Origin of the sequence: Halanaerobium sp. MA284_MarDTE_T2 (assembly GCF_003337245.1) — a bacterium.
Taxonomy (GTDB): Bacteria; Bacillota; Halanaerobiia; order Halanaerobiales; family Halanaerobiaceae; genus QPJE01.
Genome location: NZ_QPJE01000035.1, coordinates 1 through 18,996 on the forward strand (window position 1 = coordinate 1; position 18,996 = coordinate 18,996).

Consider the following 18,996-nt stretch of genomic DNA (forward strand, 5'->3'; position numbering starts at 1 on the left):
GAAGATCAGATAAGTATGATGGAAATGGTGCTTGATGTTGATGCAATAGTGGAAGAAGTTAAAACTTATAGAGAAAAATACTCTAAATATACTCTCTAAAGCTTTTTGCTTTTGATTGTGAATTAATTACCTTGAAAGGGGTGGACCGCGGTGAAACTTGAACTTGGAAATTTTTATGTTAAAGATATCAACTTTGGTGAGAAAACTGCATTTAAAGATGAAATTTTATCCATAAATAAAGAAGAAGCTTTAGAAGTAGTTTATAAAGATGAACATATCACCGAAGCTGATATCAAAATTGTAAGGCCCGGAGATATGGTCCGTCTGGTTCCGGTAAAAGAGGCGATAGAACCTCGCTGTCGTGTGGATGGAGGCGCATTATTTTCTGGTGTTACAGGAAAGCTTATCCAGGCCGGAGATGGTAAAACCAACTGTTTAAAAGATATGAGTGTACTTGTAGTTGGAAAACACTGGGGTGGATTTCAGGATGGTTTAATTGATATGGGTGGAGAAGGAGCAAAATATACTTATTTTTCTTCTCTAAAAAATGTTGTTTTAGTGGCTGATACTGACGAAGAATTTGAAAAAAGGGAACAGCAGAAAAAGAATCATGCCTTAAGATGGGCAGGTATGCGGTTAGCTGAATATTTAGGAAAAACTGTTAAAGCTTTAGAACCTGAAGATAAAGAAGAATATTCTTTAGAGCCGGTAACAAAACGTGCAAAAGAAGTTACTGAACTTCCTTCAGTAGTTATAGTAATGCAGCCGCAGTCTCAGATGGAAGAGTTGGGATATAATGATTTAAATTATGGTTGGGATACAAATCGGATGCTGCCAACATTTATGCATCCAAATGAAATTTTGGATGGTGCAGTGATTTCCGGTAGTTTTATGCCGAGTTCATCCAAGTGGTCAACATATGATTTTCAGAATTTTCCACTTATAAAAAGATTATATAAAGAACATGGAAAAACCATAAACTTTTTGGGTGTGATAATGTCAAATCTAAATGTTGCCCTTGAGCAGAAAGAAAGATCTGCTTTGTTTGTAGCACAGATGGCAAAATCTCTGGGAGCAGATGCAGCTGTAGTGACAGAGGAAGGTTATGGTAATCCAGATGCAGATTATATTGGCTGTATTGTAGCTTTGGAAGATGCTGGTATTAAAACTGTTGGTGTAAGTAATGAAGCAACAGGTAGAGATGGTGGCTCACAGCCATTAGTTACACTTGATCCTAAAGCAGATGCACTTGTATCTACCGGTAATGTTTCTGAATTAATTACATTACCACCGATGGAGACAGTTATTGGAGAACTTGAAGCACTTGCTAGAGATGGTCTTTCTGGTGGGTGGGCTGATGATGAAATTCTTGGTTCTTCAGTAAAAGAAGATGGATCTATTATTATGGAAAACAATTCAATGTTCTGTGGAGATCAAATTGCAGGATGGTCACCAAAAACCATGAAAGAATTTTAAACCCGGGAGGTGAAAAAATTGAAAAAAGCAGTTGTATATTTAAATCAGTTTTTTGGACAGATTGGTGGAGAAGAAGTAGCAGACCATCCTCCAGAAATTCGGGAAGAAAAAGTTGGAGCAGCTATGTTATATGATCAGCTACTTGATGGTGAAGTCACCCATACAGTTATTTGTGGAGATAATTATATGGGGAGTAATAAAGATAAAGCAATTGACACAATTTTAGATTTTTTGGAAGATGTAGAGTTTGATATCTTCTTTGCTGGGCCTGCTTTTCAGGCCGGACGTTATGGTATAGCATGTGGTGAGATAGGTAAAGCAGTAAAAGAGAAATTTAATGTCCCAGTTATATCTTCAATGAATATAGAAAATCCCGGGGTTGAAATATTTAAAAAAGATATTTATATATTTCCCGGCGGGCACAGTGCAGCTAAAATGAAAAATGATGTAACAAAGATGGTTGAATTTGGAAATAAAATTTTAAATAATGAAGAATTATTGCCAGCAGAAGAAGAGGGATATTATAAAAGAGGTATTAGACATCAGTACTTTTTGAAAGATAAAACACCTGCAGCTGAAAGAGCTGTAGAAATGCTTTTGAAAAAAATTAATGGAGAAGATTTTGAAAGTGAACTGCCAATACCAGAGCTGGATAGAGTTGATATAGCTCCTGCTGTGGAAGATTTAAGTGATGCTAAAATAGCTCTTGTCACTTCCGGTGGTATTGTACCTGTAGATAATCCTGATAAAATTCAATCTGCCTCAGCAACTAGATGGGGAAAATACGATATCAGTGGTATGGAAAAATTAGGAAATAGAGAAGATGGTGCATTTAAAACAATTCATGCAGGTTATGATCCTGCAGCAGCAGATGCAGATCCTAATGTTGTAGTTCCTGTTGATGCAATGCGTGCTTACGAAAAAGAGGGTAAGATAGGTAAGCTGCACAACTATTTTTATTCAACAGTAGGAACTGGAACTACTCAGGGTGAAGCAGCCAGAATGGGTAGGGAAATAGCCCAGGACCTTAAGGAGGCTGAAGTTCAGGCAGTAATATTAACTTCTACCTGAGGTACCTGTACACGTTGCGGTGCAACAATGGTAAAAGAAATAGAAAGAGCCGGATTCCCGGTTGTTCAGATGGCTAACTTAATTCCTGTAGCAAAAACTGTTGGTTCAAATAGAATTGTTCCAACTATTTCTATCCCTTATCCATTAGGAGATCCTTCTACAAGTAAAGAAGAACAGTGGAAACTCAGATATCACAGAGTTGGTGTGGCATTAGATGCCCTAACATCAGATATTGATGATCAGACAGTTTTTGATGTGGAAATATAAAAGAATACCTTTATCTCCCCATAGATGGGGGGGTAGAGGCATTTACATCGAACTTAAGTGAAAACCCAAGTGAAAATTTTAATATAACCAGAGGGGTGAAATAGGTGGAAAATAAAAAGGATATAAATGGTAATGTAATTAAAGAGAGAGGTAAGGAAGTCTTTTTAATTTCATTAATAGTGGTCTTTGCTATTGTAATCTGGGGAATATCTATGCCGGACAGCTTCAGTTCAATTGCAGATGGCCTATTTAATTATCTAACCATAAATTTTGGCTGGTTCTATCTTTTTAGTATGTCTTTATTTGTAATATTCTGTATTTGGGTTGCCTTAAGTAAATATGGAAAGATCAAACTGGGAAAACCAGATGAAGAACCTGAATTTAGTACTATTTCGTGGTTTGCTATGCTTTTTAGTGCTGGAATGGGTGTAGGTTTGGTATTTTGGGGGGTTGCAGAACCACTCAACCATTTTGTAGCTCCATTAGGTATGGCAGGTGGCACTAAAGCTGCAGCAGATTTTGCTTTAAAAACATCTTTTTTTCACTGGGGTCTGCATCCATGGGCAAATTATGGAGTTCTTGCTCTTGCCCTGGCTTATATGCAGTTTAGGCATGATAAACCTGCCCAGATCAGCAGTATTTTTATTCCCTTAATTGGTGAAGCAAAAGCAAGAGGAGGAATTGGAAAATTTATTGATATACTAGCAATTTTTGCTACAGTAGCAGGTGTTGCTACTTCCCTGGGAATGGCAACTCTGCAGGTGACAAGTGGGTTTAATTTTCTTTTTGGAGTACCGGAAACTGATACTGTAAGACTGCTGGTAATTGCTGTAATAACAATTTTATTTATGATCTCTGCCATTACAGGTGTTGATAAAGGTATTAAATATCTTTCTAATGTAAATATATCTCTTGCTGGGCTAATTATGCTTTTATGTGTAATTATTGGTCCAACAGTATTAATATTCAATAACTTTACAAATTCATTGGGATTATATATGAGCAATCTTGTTAGAGATAGCTTCAAAATTGGTAGTGAACCCTGGTATGGTTGGTGGACAATTTTTTACTGGGCATGGTGGATAGCCTGGGCGCCTTTTGTGGCTACATTTATTGCCCGGATTTCCAGGGGTAGAACAATAAGAGAATTTATTGGCGGAGTTTTATTTGCACCAACACTGGCATCTTTTGTCTGGTTTGCGATTCTAGGAACAATGGGTATAGAAACAGGTATGGAAGTAGCTGAAGAAGCAATTGCAACAACTGAAACTGCATTTTTTGTAGTAATGCAGAATTATTCATATGGTGGATTGATATCCATTATTGCAGTTGTTCTTCTTATAACGTTTTTTATTACTTCTGCAGATTCAGCCACCTTTGTACTTGGTATGCTTTCAGATAAAGGAAATCAAAATCCTACTACCAAAAGAAAGATAATTTGGGGAGTTATACAGTCTGGACTTGCTGTAGCTCTGATGCTTTCTGGTGGATTGGGTATGCTGCAGACTGGCTCAATTGTAGCAGCATTTCCATTTGCTTTTATAATGCTTTTTGCAATGTGGGCCATTATAAAGTCTCTAAAAGCAGAAGAAAAAGCAGAAGGTATTGTAGATATTAATGCACTTGCTGGTGTTTCAATTGAAGAAATCGATAATGATGTATTAGAAACAACTGAAGCTGCAGTCAAAGAATAAACAAAAATTCCCGGCTTTTTAACCGGGAATTATCTTTCTAATAAAATTATTAAATTAATTTCATCTTAATCATTCAATTACTGCAGTAGATTGCATGATTAACAATAGAACGAATATGTTTAATTATATTACTAAGTGCCTGTTCTGGGGTGTAGTCTATGCGCTTATTTATAAGTAGTGTGAGCATTCCGTGGTAAATATAAGTAATCATATTATCCATCTGGTCAGCTTTTTCTTTAGTTAAAATATTATTTTCAATTAGCGGTTTAGAAGCAATAGAAGCCCGCCTTGAAAGATCTGCATCAAGCAGCATAGGAATTAGTTCTTCAGGTGGTGTCCCCAGTTTTTCAGGAAAGATCTGGAAATATTTTTTAACAAGTACTTCTGGATGATCACCTATTTGATCAGTAAAAATTGCATAATATATTTTGGGATTTTCAAAAGAATATTTGCAGAAACACTCCCACATTAAAATAAATTTTTCGACTTCATTTTCTGCTTTCGCAATATAATCTGGCATTGCTTTACTGTATTCACCCAGAAAATCAAGAGAAGCAAAAAATATAAGCTGATTGCAGTTGTCAAAATAGTTATAGATTGTTGCACTATTATATCCGGCTTTTTTAGCTACTTTGCGGATTGTAATACTGTCAATACCTTCTTTATCAATAATTGATTTTGCTGCTTCGATAAAATACTTTAAAGTTCTTTTTTTTCTGATATCTCTGCTGTTGAAATCGATCATAAATACCAAACACTTCCTTTAACAATTTGTTTATACACTGTATATACCAACTCAAGGATACAATAACTTAGAAAAAATTGCAAGAATTACAGAAATCAATTGACTTTAGGAATTTAATTTAATATACTTTTTAATGTAGGGGTTTTGTGAATATTAATACAAAACTGTAGGGGTTTTGTAAATAATATATAAAATCTTATAGGAGGAAATAGGAGGAAAAAATATGAGTCAAGAATATGATCTGATTATACTGGGAGGGGGTCCAGCAGGTATGGCATCAGCCATTTATGGATCTAGATCCCGCCTTAATACACTTGTACTGGAAGCAAAAAGAAAGACTGGTGGACAGCCGTCGACATATCACGATATGGAAAACTATCCTGGTGTACCAGAAACAACTGCTTCTGAGTTGATGGAAAATTTCCGCACACATGCAGAAAAATTTGGTGCAGAATTTAAACGCGGTGAAGTTATAGAACTAAATGTAAATGGATTTAATAAAACAGTTAAAACAAAAAAGGGCGAAGAATATAAAGCAAAAAGTGTAATAATCGCGACAGGTGCTGAGCCGCGCAAACTGGGTGTTAAAGGAGAAGAAAAATTTAAAGGTAAAGGAGTATCATACTGTGCAACATGTGATGCTGATCTTTTTACTGATTTAGATATCGTAGTTGTAGGAAATGGGAATTCAGCTGTAGAAGAATCTATTTACTTAACTAAATTTGTCAATAAAATTACTATGGTTGTAATTCATGATGAAGGTGTAATGGATGCAGAAAAGATACTGCAGGAGAAAGCAATGGAGAATGAAAAGATAGATTTTGTCTGGAATTCTGTACTGGAAGAAATAAAAGGTGATGGAATAGTAGAAAAAGCAGTGGTTAAAAACATAAAGACCGGTAAGAAAAAAGAATTGGAATGTAATGGAGTATTTTTCTTTGTAGGACGTGTACCAAATACAGATTTCTTAAAAGACGCTGTAGATTTAACAGAGCACGGCTATGTAAAGACAAATGATAATATGGAAACTTCCAGTCCCGGTGTCTATGCAGTGGGAGATGTAAGAAACAAAGTTGTCAGGCAGGTAATAACCGCTGCTGGAGATGGAGCAACAGCTGCAGTAATGGCACAGGGATATATAGAAGAAGAAGAATACTGGCATAATAATGTTGTCAATGCTGATAGACCGGCAGTAGTGGCTTTCTGGAGTGTAACAGATCAAAATAGTATGGATATGGTATCAGAGCTTGAAAATATGAAAATTGAAGATAAAGGATACAAGTTTTTAAAAATAGACACATATAAAAATAGACTTATCTCAGATAGATATGATATAGAAGAAATACCGACAGTACTTAAACTTAAAGATGGAGAAGTAGCCAAAAAATTGGTTAATCCTGATCGAGAAAAAATTGAGTCAGTACTGTAAAAATATAGGGAGTTAAAGATGTTAGAACTTACAAAAGATAATTTTGAAGATGAAGTATTAAATAGTAAAGGAAAAGTAGTGGTAGATTTTTGGAGTGATAGCTGTGATAGATGTATGGAAATAATGCCTGATATAGAAGAATTGGCAGAAGAGTATAAAGATAATTTTAAATTTGCCAAATTAAATATAAAAGGAAATAGGCGTCTTGCAATTGGTCAAAAAGTACTGGGCCTGCCTTCTATTGTTTTTTATGAAGATGGAGAAAAAGTTGAACATTTAAGTGGAGAAGACCTGGAAGCAGAAGATATTAAAAAAGAACTTGAAGAGAGATTATAATAGATTAAAATCTCTTTCCATTTATCTGGAGGGAGATTCTTTTTGCGAATATATTCGGAGGTGAATAAATAATGGAATTTCCAGTTGTAAAAGGTTCAAGTTATATATTGGTTCACACACCAGATATTTTAAAAGAAGCAGGGTCAACTCAGACTACTACTAGAGCTAAAAACCCTGATGATGAATATTTAAAAAAGATAGACAGCCATTTAAGAAGTTTTGAAGAGGTAGTAAGATATGCACCTAATCAGGCATATATTGGTAATATTCTGCCTGATAAATTAAATGAGATAGATACACCGTGGTATAGTGAAGAAAATCTGCTTGATGAAGATAGATTCGGCAGTTTGGGCGAAATAATGCCGGAAAAAGAATTTTATCTTCTGTTAAAACATGTTGATGTTTTTGATCTTGTTAAATTAAGCAGAGATTTCAGTAAAAAGGCAGAAGAAATTGCAGCAGATCATCCGATCTTAAAAGAAATGGATTTAGATATAGGAGAAGGCGAAGATATGGCAGAAATAGAGAAATTAACAGCCGCTCAAGCAGAACCACTTTATTTGGATGGAGAGCTTATTGGCTGTGTAAAGCAGGCACATGAAACAGATATCAATTTAAGTTCACATGTCATATTAGAAAATCTTGTTGGAAAAGCTTCTGCAGTACTGGCAGTTAAAAATCTGGCTTTAAAACATGATATAGATATGGAAGAAATAGATTACCTGATAGAATGTTCGGAAGAGGCATGTGGAGATATCAATCAGCGTGGTGGAGGAAACTTTGCTAAAGCGATTGCAGAAATGGTAGGATGTGTAAATGCAAATGGTTCTGATCTCAGAAGTTTCTGTGCAGCTCCAGCACATGCACTTGTAAATGCTGCAGCTTTAGTTAAAGCAGGGGTTTATGATAATGTAATAGTTGCAGCCGGTGGTTCAGTGGCAAAACTTGGTATGAATGGTAAAGATCATGTAAAGAAAGATCTACCAATTCTTGAAGACACATTAGGTGGATTTGCAATTCTGGTATCTAAAAATGATGGAGTTAGTCCTCTAATTAGAACAGATATTATAGGACGTCATAAGGTAGGAACTGGTTCATCTCCCCAGGCAGTGATTAGTTCTCTGGTAACTGAACCACTTGATAAAAACAATCTTTCTATTAAGGATATTGATAAATATTCAGTGGAAATGCAGAATCCGGAAATAACTAAACCAGCAGGAGCGGGTAATGTTCCAGAATCAAATTACAAAATGATTGCGGCTTTAGGAGTAAAACGTGGAGATCTTGAGAGAGAAGAACTTATGGAATTTGTAAAAAGTCATGGAATGCCCGGTTTTGCCCCAACACAGGGTCATATTCCTTCTGGGGTACCTTTTATAGGTCCTGCAGCTGAAATGATGAAAAAAGACATGATAGATAAAGCTATGATTATAGGTAAAGGTAGTCTTTTTTTGGGACGGATGACCAATCAGTTTGATGGAGTTTCATTTGTAATAGAAAAAAATAAAGGGATTGCAGAAGAAAAAAGAGAAGTAAGTGATAAAGAAATTAAAAATATGATCGCCGATGCTATGAGACAGATGGCAGAAAATCTTCTCGGCGAGACCGAGTGAGGTGGATAAAATGGCAGATAACGTAAAAAAGAAAGTTGCTGATGTTTTTAATGACTTAGCTTCTGCAATTGAATCTGGTGAATTCGGTGAAAAAAAGAAAATCGGACTCACAGTTTTAGAAAGTGAACATGGTGAAGAAGAACTTAAAAAAGCAGCTGAAATCGCTGAAAAAAATCACAGTGATTTAGAAGTAAAATTAATCGGCTGTGGCAGCACTAAATGCAGCTGTTTGGCAGATGCTCATGATATTATGGATAAAATGCTGAAAAATAATGAACTGGATGCTGCAGTAACACTGCATTATAATTTTCCCATGGGAGTCTCCACTGTTGGCCGGGTTATAACACCAGGTAAGGGAGAAGAAATGCTGATTGCTACAACTACAGGTACTACTGATACCGATCGGGTACCCTCAATGCTCAAAAATACCATTTATGGTATTGCAGCAGCAAAATCACTCGGAATTAAGGAACCTACAGTGGGAATTTTAAATGTTGAAGGGGCAAGACTTGTAGAGAAAAACCTGCGCAAACTACAGGATAATGGTTATAACCTTAAATTTGCAACTTCAGTTCGTGCAGATGGTGGTGTAGTTATGCGGGGTAATGATCTGCTACTTGGTGTGCCGGATGTTATGGTGACAGATACTCTAACAGGCAATATGCTGATGAAATTGTTTTCTGCGTTTAATACTGGTGGTCAGTATGAAGCAGTAGGTTATGGTTATGGACCAGGCATAGGAAGTAATTTTGACAGATTGATTGGAATTATCTCTAGAGCCTCCGGTGCTCCTGTAATTGCAAATGCGGTCAAGTTCATGGCTGAAGTTAGCAGAGGAGATCTATTAGATATTGTTAGCGAAGAGATAGAACTTGCTAATAAAGCTGGTCTTAAAGATATAATTTCTGAACTAAAAGAAAGCCGAAGTGAATCAGGTGCATCTGAAGCTGTTTCTGCTCCAGAAAAGAAAGTGACTGGAGAAGAAATTGCCGGGATCGATATTTTAGAGATAGAGTCTGCAAAAGAAAGTCTCTGGAAAGAAAATATCTATGCAGAAACAGGAATGGGTTGTACTGGACCAGTTATCCTTGTAGCAGAAGATGATCTCGGTTCTGCTAAATCTATTCTCAGAAAGGCAGGTTTTATTGAATAAATGATATATTTTAACAATGCGGCAACTACTTGGCCAAAACCAGAAAGAGTATACAGTTCTATGGATAGATTTTTCAGAAATATGGGGATGAATCCTGGAAGATCTGGTGCATCAGAGGTGGTGGATACCGCTAGAACTATTTATGATATTAGGGAAAAGACTGCTAAATTTTTTTCGATAGAAAATTCAGATCATCTTGTTTTTAATTCTGGTTCAACAGAATCTCTGAATACAGTTATAAAAGGGGTTCTAAAAGCTGGAGACCATGTTATCATTACTAATATGGAACACAATTCAGTTATACGACCACTGCAGAGATTAAAAAAGGATATTGGTATTGAAATAAGCTGTGTCTCGCTTGATAAAAAAAGTGGAGAGATAGATTATAAAGAATTCCAGTCTTCAATTCAAAAGAACACCAGGCTTGTTGCTGTTTCGCATGCTTCCAATGTAACCGGGACAGTAGCTGATATAGACCGCATTGTTAAAATAATTGATAATAATATTGATAATAATGATATATTAATTCTCCTGGATGGTGCTCAAACTGCTGGAGTTATTCCGATTGATGTAAATAATCCTAGAATAGATTTTCTGGCAGTACCGGGACACAAATCTCTTTTTGGACCTCCAGGAATTGGTGCACTTTATATAAGGGATCCAGAGAGTTTGTCTCCTTTAAAAGAAGGAGGAACGGGAACAAACTCTCTTAATACCTGCCAGCCCGATGTTATGCCCGACCGATTTGAAGCAGGGACGATAAATACGGTTGGAATTGTCGGGCTTGGTTCAGGTATAGATTTTATAAATGAAATTGGTATAAAAAATATTCACAGAAAAGAAATGAATCTGACTGAAAAACTGCTAAAAGGGCTTAACTTTATTCCTAAAGTAAAAGTATATGGAAAACTAAAAAGAGAAGGGCGTGTAGCTGTTGCTGCTTTTAATATAGCAGATATCGCTTCACATGAACTTGCATATATCCTTCAAAATGAATATAATATACAGGTAAGGAGTGGACTGCACTGTGCACCACTGCTGCATAAAAATTTAGGGACAGTAAAACAGGGAATGGTTAGAGTAAGTATAGGCTATTTTAATAAAGAAGAAGAAATTGATATGTTTTTAAATATAATTGATAATATTGTTAAAAAGGGGTCAGGTTAATATGAATAAAAATTTATTAAGCTCTATTCCATCTGTTAATGATATACTGGCAGATGATTTAGCAGATAAAATAAAAAATCAGTTTTCTAGAACAGATTTACTTGAAGCTGTAAGGAAGATAACAGATGATTTAAGAAATGAGATTTTATCAGAGAATTTTGATGAGGAAAATTTTGATAAAAATTTATTAAATATCAAAAATATTCTGCTGAATGCAGAAAATTATTTAAAAAAATTATATCAACCTAAAATGGCACCTGCTATTAATGCGACAGGTGTCATTATTCATACTAATTTAGGGAGATCACTGCTGTCTGAGAAAGCAAGAAAAGCAGTTGATAATGTAGCAAAACATTATTCAACACTAGAAATTGACAGGAAAAGTGGAGAACGTGGTCACCGTTATGCTTCTCTGCAGGAAATCATAAAAAAGCTAACTGGAGCTGAAGCTGCTCTTGTGGTCAATAATAATGCTGCAGCTGTTACACTTGTTTTAGCAGCCCTTGCCAAAGAAAGGGAAGTTATTATTTCCAGAGGAGAACTTGTGGAAATAGGTGGTTCTTTTAGAATTCCTGAAGTTATGGAGCAGAGTGGCTGTCGGCTGGTTGAAGTTGGTTCAACAAATAAGGTCTATCTAAAGGATTATCTTAATGCAGTGTCTGAAGAAACAGGTGCACTGTTGAAAGTACATACCAGCAATTACCGTATAATGGGTTTTACAGAAACAGTCAAAGCTGAAGAACTTGTAGAATATGCACATAAAAGAGATATTCCTGTGATAGAAGATCTGGGCAGCGGTATTTTATTTGATCTGCAGGATTATGGGCTGGAATATGAACCTACAGTGGCTGAATCGATAAGTGCAGGGATAGATATAGTTACTTTTAGTGGTGATAAGCTGCTTGGCGGACCTCAAGCCGGTATAATAGTTGGGAAAAAGAAATTTATAGAAAAAATAGAATATCATCCTTTAATGAGAGCCCTCAGGGTTGATAAATTTACTTTGGCGGCTCTGGAAGCAACTTTAAATATTTACAGAAATTTTGATAAAGCTGTTGAAACAATACCTACCCTCAGAATGCTGACAGAAGATACTGAAAAAACAAAGCAGAGAGCTGAAGACCTGTTAAGTAAAATAGAAGAAGTTGATAAATTCAATTTTATTATAGAAAAAGATACTGCTCGGATTGGTGGAGGTGCATATCCACTAACAGAGCTTGATACATATGTTTTAAAAATTTCTGCTGAAGAATTTTCTCCAGAAAAAATAGCATATCTGCTTAGGCAGAGTAAGATGCCTATTTTTACAAGAATTAATGAAGGACAGCTTATTTTGGATTTAAAAACAGTGCAGCCGTTTGAAATTGACATTCTTGCAGATGCTATCAATGATATTCTTCAGGAGGAAATAATCAAATGAGAGAAAAGAATATAATTATAGGTACAGCCGGACATATTGATCATGGAAAAACTACTTTAATTAAGGCTTTGACAGGTGCAGATACAGACAGGCTGCAGCAGGAAAAAGATAGAGGGATTTCAATAGAACTTGGATTTACCGGTTTTACTCTGGAAGATGGTAATCAGATCGGAATTATTGATGTTCCCGGCCACGAAAAATTTGTTAAAAATATGTTAGCAGGAGCTTCTGGTATTGATCTTGCTCTGCTTGTTGTAGCTGCTGATGAGGGTATGATGCCTCAATCTGATGAACATCTGGCAATACTCGATCTCTTGGGTGTTAAACATGGAATAATTGTTCTAACCAAAATTGATAAAGTTGATTCTGATTGGCTGGAACTGGTTATAGAAGATACTAAAGAAAAAACTGTAGATACTTTTTTGGATGGTGCTCCTGTAGTCCCGGTTTCTTCTACTGAAGGAGTTGGAATTGATGATTTAAAAAGTGAAATACAAAAAATGGTAGAAAAAATTCCAGAAAAAGATTCAGAAGGAAATGTTTATTACCCGATTGATAGAGTATTTACGATGAAAGGATTCGGAACTATTGTAACCGGGACACTTTTTAGTGGCAGCATAGAGGTAGAAGATGAGCTGGAAATTTATCCAGAAAGGAAAAAAGCTCGTGTGAGGAGCCTTCAGGTGCATAATTCTAAAGTGGAAAAAGTTTTTCCAGGGCAGAGAGTTGGCATTAATTTAGCCGGTATTGACAAAAATGAGATAAATAGGGGAGATGTTCTTGCAGCACCTTCTTCGCTAATAAAAACTAAATTTTTTGAAGCACATTTAAAACTTCTAACAGGACTTTCATTTTTAGTTAAACATGGTGATAGAATTAGATTTCATATAGGGGCTCAGGAAGTTTTGGGGCGAATCTTTTTATTTGATAGAGAAGAGCTGCTTCCTGGAGAGGATGCCTATGTTCAATTTAGATTAGAAGAAGAACTTGTGGCACATTTTGGAGAGAGGTTTGTACTGAGGCGATATTCTCCCATGACCACAATTGGAGGAGGTAAAATCATTGAAATTGATCCTCCGCCCAGAAAGGGAAATTATAAAAAAGCACTAGAAGAATTAAAAACAATGGAAAATGCAGATCCAGAAAAAAGAGTGGAAATTTTAATCAAAAATAGAAAAAAGGAAGCAGTTGAAAAAAAATATCTGCTTAAAAGGACTACTCTTGCAGAAAAAAAACTTGAGCAGTGTCTAAATAGTTTGAGCAAAAAAGGAGTTATAAAAAAATTGTCTGATACTCAAAACAGTACATGGATCCATATTGATAATTTATATAATGCAGAAAAAGAACTCCTTTCCTTGATTTCTGATTATCATAAGAGCAGAAAATTAAAAAAAGGTATTAAAAAAGAAGAATTGAGATCACAATCTGAATATTATTTTGATAAGCAGGAATTCAGTAGAGTTTTAAATTGGATGAAAAAAAACCAAAAAATAAAAGAACAAGAAAATATAATTTCACTAAAGGATTTTAGCATCAGTTTAAGTGAAAAAGAAAAAAATATAAAAGAAGATATAATTACTATATTTAAAAATAATTTATTTAACCCACCTGCAGTAGAAGATATAGTGGAAAACTATGGTAATTCAGAACAGGCAGCAGATATTATACAGTATTTGGTTGATTCTGGTGAACTAATACGCCTGGCTCAGAATATTTATTTTCATCAATCTGCTTTGGAAAAAGCTTTTAATAAGCTTAATGAATATTTTGCAGAACATGAAAGTATTGAATTATCGGAGTTTAGAGATCTTATAGAAAGTACCAGAAAATTTTCTCTGCCCCTGTTAGAGGAATTTGACAGGCAAAAAATAACTCAGCGTAGAGGAGATAAAAGATTTCCTAATAAAAAACTCTTGAATTAATTTGGGCAAAATGTTATTATATAAAAGGTATATGTATTTGGGAGTGGCTGTGTCCATGGTGGACATCTTGGACTTCAAATCCAATGTCAGGCAGGTGGACCTGTCTGTGGTGGGTTCGATTCCCACACATTCCCGCCAAAACAGTTAACAGTTAATTATTGAGATACCATGTGATTTAATCTGAAATCATATGGTATTTTTATTTTTTTAAAAAGGATTATCAGCAGTATTATAGAATAATATAATCAGTAAAATACTTTAAATTCATAATAATTATTTCTACTTTTAAAGGTATGGATGTCTGTTTTCTTTTACAGAACTTAAAAGCAAAAGGAGGATAACAACGTGAAAACACTTGTTTTAATATTGGCAGGAGGAAGAGGAACAAGGCTGGATATTTTATCAGCACATAGAGCAAAACCAAGTGTTCCTTTTGCAGGACAATTTAGATTGATTGATTTTGCTTTAAGCAACTGTGTTAATTCTGGACTTTATAATATTGGTGTTTTAACACAGTATCTACCATTATCACTTAATAACCATATAGGTATCGGGAAACCCTGGGATCTTGACAGAAAGATTGGAGGAGTAACAATACTTCAACCTTTTAGAGGTAAACCAGGTAAAACTGACTGGTATGAAGGAACAGCACATGCAATATACAAAAATATTAGTTTTATAAGAAATAAAGCTCCTGAAGAAGTTATTATTTTATCTGGAGATCATGTTTATGAAATGGATTACAGTAAAATGCTTAATTTCCACCGCAAAAAAGGTGCTGATTTAACTATTGCTGCTCAACCGGTTGATTATGAGGATGCAAACCGCTTTGGAATACTCGATTTTCAGGAAGATAAAAAAATAATTGATTTTGTCGAAAAACCAGAAAATCCACCAAGTAATCTTGCGTCAATGGGAATATATATTTTTAATAGTAATGTTTTGGTTGAAGTACTAAAAAAATACTGTACAGAAGAAGATTCAGATTTTGGACATCATATTATTCCTCCTATGATAAAACATAATGAAGTATACATTTATGAATTTGATGATTACTGGAAAGATGTAGGTACACTTGATGCTTACTGGAAAACAAATATGGAATTAACAGAACCTGTGCCGAGATTAAATCTCTATAATAAAGAGTGGCCTTTATATACAAGGAATGAAGAAAAACCCCCGGTAAAATTCGGAAATAAAGGTGGTGCAGCCAGCAGCCTTATTTCCAATGGTTCTATTATTAATGGAAAAGTGGAGAATTCTGTTATAAGTCCTGGAGTATATATTGAAGAAGGTGCAGTTGTAAAAAATTCAATTATATTCAATGACTCTACAATTAGAAATGGAACTGTAATTGATAAAACAATTATTGATAAGGAAGTAGAAGTAGGAGCTGACTGCAGAATTGGTTATGGCACTGATTTAACAGCAAATATTGATAAGCCTGATCTTTTAAATAGCGGATTAAATGTTATAGCAAAAAGGGCTACCATTCCTGAAGGTACTACTATAGAAAGAAACTGCCGCATATTTTCTTATGTAAATGTTGAGGATTTTGACAATAAAATTATTAAAAGTGGAAGTACAGTTAGTTCTGAAGCTGGAAAAAAACTTGCTGCAGGAGATGAAGATCAGGTGCGAGATTTAAATGTTTAGTTAAAAAATAAAGGTTTTTAATTAGACTGCCGTATGGCAGTCTTTTTTATAAAAATAAAAGGTAAATTAAGGAAAAAGAAGAACATATTAAAGAGAAGCTTAATTTAGAGAAATATTGACAAAGAGAAATAATTGACGTAACGAAATAATAATTGGGAGGATTAAAGTATGACTTTAAAAATCTTGCATACAGCAGATATACATATCGGAATGAAATTTTCAAATTATCCAGCTGGAATTAGAGAAGAGCTGGTGGAAGCAAGATTTACAGTACTGCAGGATTTAATTTTAAAAGCTAATCAGGTAAAAACAGATCTTTTTATAATAACTGGTGATCTTTTTGAAAGAATAAATATATCTGAAAAAGATATATTGCGGACTATAAAGGTACTTGAAGATTTTGCGGGAGATTTTGTGCTGATAATTCCCGGCAATCATGATTATGACAATGGAATGATGGAACTGTGGAGTTTTTTTAAAAAAAATATTTCCCAAAAAATAAAAGTTTTAAATGAATATAAGGCCTTTTCACTAAATAATGTGATAAACAAGAACATTATATTATATTCAGCTTACTGTGACAGCAAACATTCCTCAGAAAATAGAATAGACTGGATTAAAAATATTACCTTTCCAGAAAACAGCTTAAATATTGGACTTGTACATGGTGCTCTGTTAGATTTATCACCTGATTTAAACAGCAGATATTTTAGTATAAGTACTGAAGAATTATTGGATATGGATGGTATGGATTTATGGCTGCTTGGACATATTCATATTCCATATCCAGTACAGAAGAAAGTTGAAAACTGCAAAATTTTTAATTCTGGGACTCCGGAAGCAGATGGATTTGATTTTTCTGCTGATAGTTCTGCCTGGATAATTGATATTGACAGCAGTAAAAATATAAGTGCAGAAAAAATAAACTGTGGCAGTTTTAATTTTTTAGATTTGAATAAAAATATAAGCAGCCTAGAAGATTTGAAACTGCTTACAGATAAAATTATAGATGAGAATCCAGCCAGCAAACTACTCCGACTTTCTCTATCAGGTTATCTGGATGAAGAAAGTTATCAGCAGAAAGAAAAATATTATCAAAAATTAAGAGAAAAACTTAAATATTTTTTAATCGATGACAGTGATCTAAAAATTAAAATTTCTAAAAAAATGATAGAAAAAGAATTTAATACCGATTCATTCCCCTATCAGCTCTTGATTGAATTAGCAGATAGGTTTGAAGATGACCAGCCACTCCAGCTTGCATATGAATTAATAAGAGAGGTGCAGAAATGAGACTTACAGAATTTAAGACAGATTGTTTTGCCGGCCTTAGAGATATAAAAATAAAGTTTGAACCAGGTTTAAATGTGCTTATGGGGTCAAATGAAGCAGGTAAAAGCACAGTTGTTGATGCTGTTTATGCTGCTTTGTTTAAAAGTTCCAAACTGCGTATGAATTTAAAAGAAGACATAGATTTTAAGATAAGATATATGCCTTTAGATAAAGGTGATTATATAAATGCTCTAACCAGTTTTAATTATAATGGGAAGCAGTATACTGTACAGAAAGAATGGGGAAACAAAAACAGTTCTCAACTTCTGGAATCTGGCGGAAAAAAATTGGCTGAGGAGTCATCTATAGAGGATAAAATATTTGATATTTTTTCATTTGACAGAAAAACAGCTAAAAATATAATTTTTACGGGACAGGAAAATATGAAAAGTATAATTGAAGAGATAAAAGAAAATCCTGAAGTAAAAAGCACTTTAAATGGTTTTCTCCGCAGAGCAGTTATGGAGCTGGATGGTGTTTCTGTAGAAAAATTTAGGAACAGAGTTCTGGATTCTATAGATGATTTCACAAAAAGATGGAATTTAACTGAAAAAAGACCGGAAAATCCAAATAGAGGTGTAGATAATCCGTATCTTATTGGTTGTGGAAAAATATATGATAAGTTTATAGAAAAGGGATTAAAAAAACGCGAAATGAAGCAGGTATTTGAAGTCGAAGAAAAATATTTTGCACTGGCTGAAGAGCTAAAGGTACTTAAAAAAAGGAAAGAAAACATTTCCAAAAAGATAGATTTTCTGTCCGAAAAAGAAGATGATATATATAGAAGAGGAATAATTGAAGCAAAACTTGAAGCTAAAAATGAAAAGATTGAAGAACTAAAAGAAGTTAACAAAAGTTGGCCGGCAGTTTTAATTAAACTGGAAAATAACGAGAAAAAATTGTCAGCTGTTAAAAGAAAATTAGAGCAGCTGAAAGCTGAAAAAGAAAAGGCAAAAAAGAAAAAACATCTTGCAGAAAAAGTAAAAATAAAAGAAAAAATAGATAAAATAGACAGAGATATTGCTGAATTAAAAAAGAAAATCAATGATCTTCCAGCAGTAGATAGAGGTGATATTAGTAAACTTAGGCAGTTAGATGAAAGATTAATTGAAGATAAAGCCTCACTTAAAGCTTCTACCTGGAAAGCGGAAATAATAAAAGCCGAAAAAGAGGTCAGTATTACCAGTGGATTAAATGATAAAAAAGTTTTTAAAAATGGTGAAAGTTTTGATGTTGAGGCATATTTAAAAGTAGAGCTGGATGATTCATTTATTATAGAAGTTCAATCTCAAAATATAGATTTTAAAATGCTCAAAAAAAGATGCGAAAAAAATATTGAAGAAAAAAATTCTATTTTACATAAATATAATGCTGAGAGTCTGGCAGAATTGAGAACTTTCAGTGAAGATAGGAACAGTTTAAAATCTAAAATAAAAATTAAGTTAGAAAATAAAAAAGATTTATTAGGTGAGCAAAATATTGAAGTAATTGAAAATAGTGTTAAAAAAATCAATGATTTTAAAAACATAAGAGAACTTTCTGAGATTGAGGAAAAACTGGAAGATATGCTGGCAGAAAAAAGTGATTTGTCCAGTACAGTCAGCAGCTTAAAAAATAAAAGCCTCTTCGCTATTTAGTGTGGGTTTTCATTGTTCTTTTATTTAATATAGCTGAATTTATTCATTTCAATCTCCAATTATGGTATACTTTACCTA

General features: G+C 34.2%; 14 protein-coding genes, 1 tRNA gene and 1 pseudogene. 15 read left to right on the plus strand and 1 reads right to left on the minus strand.

The genetic code is table 11. The annotated features are described in order from the left end of the window. The 4 genes and pseudogenes from DFR78_RS10705 to DFR78_RS10720 form a co-directional block, all read left to right on the plus strand. A pseudogene (locus DFR78_RS10705) lies at nt 1-99 on the plus strand (glycine/sarcosine/betaine reductase complex selenoprotein A); the annotation flags it as partial. Between the two features lie 51 nt (nt 100-150). Further along, a complete protein-coding gene (locus DFR78_RS10710; RefSeq protein WP_114458837.1) occupies nt 151-1,476 on the plus strand; it encodes a glycine/sarcosine/betaine reductase component B subunit in 1,326 nt (441 codons plus the stop codon). 18 nt (nt 1,477-1,494) lie between these two features. Further along, complete coding sequence (gene grdH, locus DFR78_RS10715; protein ID WP_114458838.1) at nt 1,495-2,814, plus strand: betaine reductase selenoprotein B; 1,320 nt, start codon at nt 1,495-1,497, stop codon at nt 2,812-2,814. 104 nt (nt 2,815-2,918) lie between these two features. Further along, complete coding sequence (locus DFR78_RS10720) at nt 2,919-4,508, plus strand: BCCT family transporter (RefSeq protein ID WP_114458839.1); 1,590 nt, start codon at nt 2,919-2,921, stop codon at nt 4,506-4,508. A 73-nt stretch (nt 4,509-4,581) separates the two neighbouring features. Here the strand turns inward: DFR78_RS10720 and DFR78_RS10725 are convergent, their stop codons facing one another. Continuing rightward, the gene (locus tag DFR78_RS10725; RefSeq protein WP_114458840.1) at nt 4,582-5,253 is read right to left on the minus strand and encodes a TetR/AcrR family transcriptional regulator; all 672 of its coding nucleotides are present in this window, start codon (nt 5,251-5,253) and stop codon (nt 4,582-4,584) included. 223 nt (nt 5,254-5,476) lie between these two features. On the opposite strand from DFR78_RS10725, the gene trxB reads away from it, so the two are divergent. From trxB to DFR78_RS10780, 11 genes are all read left to right on the plus strand, one after another. Then, nucleotides 5,477-6,682 (plus strand): thioredoxin-disulfide reductase, encoded by a 1,206-nt coding sequence (gene trxB, locus DFR78_RS10730; RefSeq protein ID WP_114458841.1) that lies wholly within the window; start codon nt 5,477-5,479, stop codon nt 6,680-6,682. Between the two features lie 18 nt (nt 6,683-6,700). After that, nucleotides 6,701-7,018 carry a co-chaperone YbbN gene (locus tag DFR78_RS10735; protein WP_114458842.1) on the plus strand — a complete coding sequence of 106 codons (318 nt, stop codon included), beginning with the start codon at nt 6,701-6,703 and terminating at the stop codon, nt 7,016-7,018. A 71-nt stretch (nt 7,019-7,089) separates the two neighbouring features. Beyond that, entirely contained in the window at nt 7,090-8,631 is a 1,542-nt protein-coding gene (gene grdC, locus DFR78_RS10740) for a glycine/sarcosine/betaine reductase complex component C subunit beta (RefSeq protein WP_114458843.1), read from the plus strand. A gap of 10 nt (nt 8,632-8,641) precedes the next feature. Next, complete coding sequence (gene grdD, locus DFR78_RS10745) at nt 8,642-9,784, plus strand: glycine/sarcosine/betaine reductase complex component C subunit alpha (protein WP_114458844.1); 1,143 nt, start codon at nt 8,642-8,644, stop codon at nt 9,782-9,784. Next, nucleotides 9,785-10,951 carry an aminotransferase class V-fold PLP-dependent enzyme gene (locus DFR78_RS10750; protein WP_114458845.1) on the plus strand — a complete coding sequence of 389 codons (1,167 nt, stop codon included), beginning with the start codon at nt 9,785-9,787 and terminating at the stop codon, nt 10,949-10,951. 1 nt (nt 10,952) lies between these two features. Further along, nucleotides 10,953-12,371 (plus strand): L-seryl-tRNA(Sec) selenium transferase, encoded by a 1,419-nt coding sequence (gene selA, locus DFR78_RS10755; RefSeq protein ID WP_114458846.1) that lies wholly within the window; start codon nt 10,953-10,955, stop codon nt 12,369-12,371. Continuing rightward, nucleotides 12,368-14,293 carry a selenocysteine-specific translation elongation factor gene (selB, locus tag DFR78_RS10760; protein WP_114458847.1) on the plus strand — a complete coding sequence of 642 codons (1,926 nt, stop codon included), beginning with the start codon at nt 12,368-12,370 and terminating at the stop codon, nt 14,291-14,293. Before selA ends, selB begins: the two co-directional genes overlap by 4 nt. A gap of 39 nt (nt 14,294-14,332) precedes the next feature. After that, nucleotides 14,333-14,431: transfer RNA gene (locus DFR78_RS10765), tRNA-Sec, on the plus strand. Between the two features lie 207 nt (nt 14,432-14,638). Next, the gene (locus DFR78_RS10770; RefSeq protein ID WP_114458848.1) at nt 14,639-15,949 is read left to right on the plus strand and encodes a glucose-1-phosphate adenylyltransferase; all 1,311 of its coding nucleotides are present in this window, start codon (nt 14,639-14,641) and stop codon (nt 15,947-15,949) included. Between the two features lie 168 nt (nt 15,950-16,117). After that, nucleotides 16,118-17,242: a DNA repair exonuclease gene (locus tag DFR78_RS10775; RefSeq protein WP_114458849.1), complete on the plus strand. Its 1,125-nt coding sequence runs from the start codon at nt 16,118-16,120 to the stop codon at nt 17,240-17,242. Next, nucleotides 17,239-18,918, plus strand: a complete 1,680-nt coding sequence (locus tag DFR78_RS10780) for an AAA family ATPase (protein ID WP_114458850.1) — start codon at nt 17,239-17,241, stop codon at nt 18,916-18,918. Before DFR78_RS10775 ends, DFR78_RS10780 begins: the two co-directional genes overlap by 4 nt. The last annotated feature ends 78 nt before the right edge of the window (nt 18,919-18,996 follow it).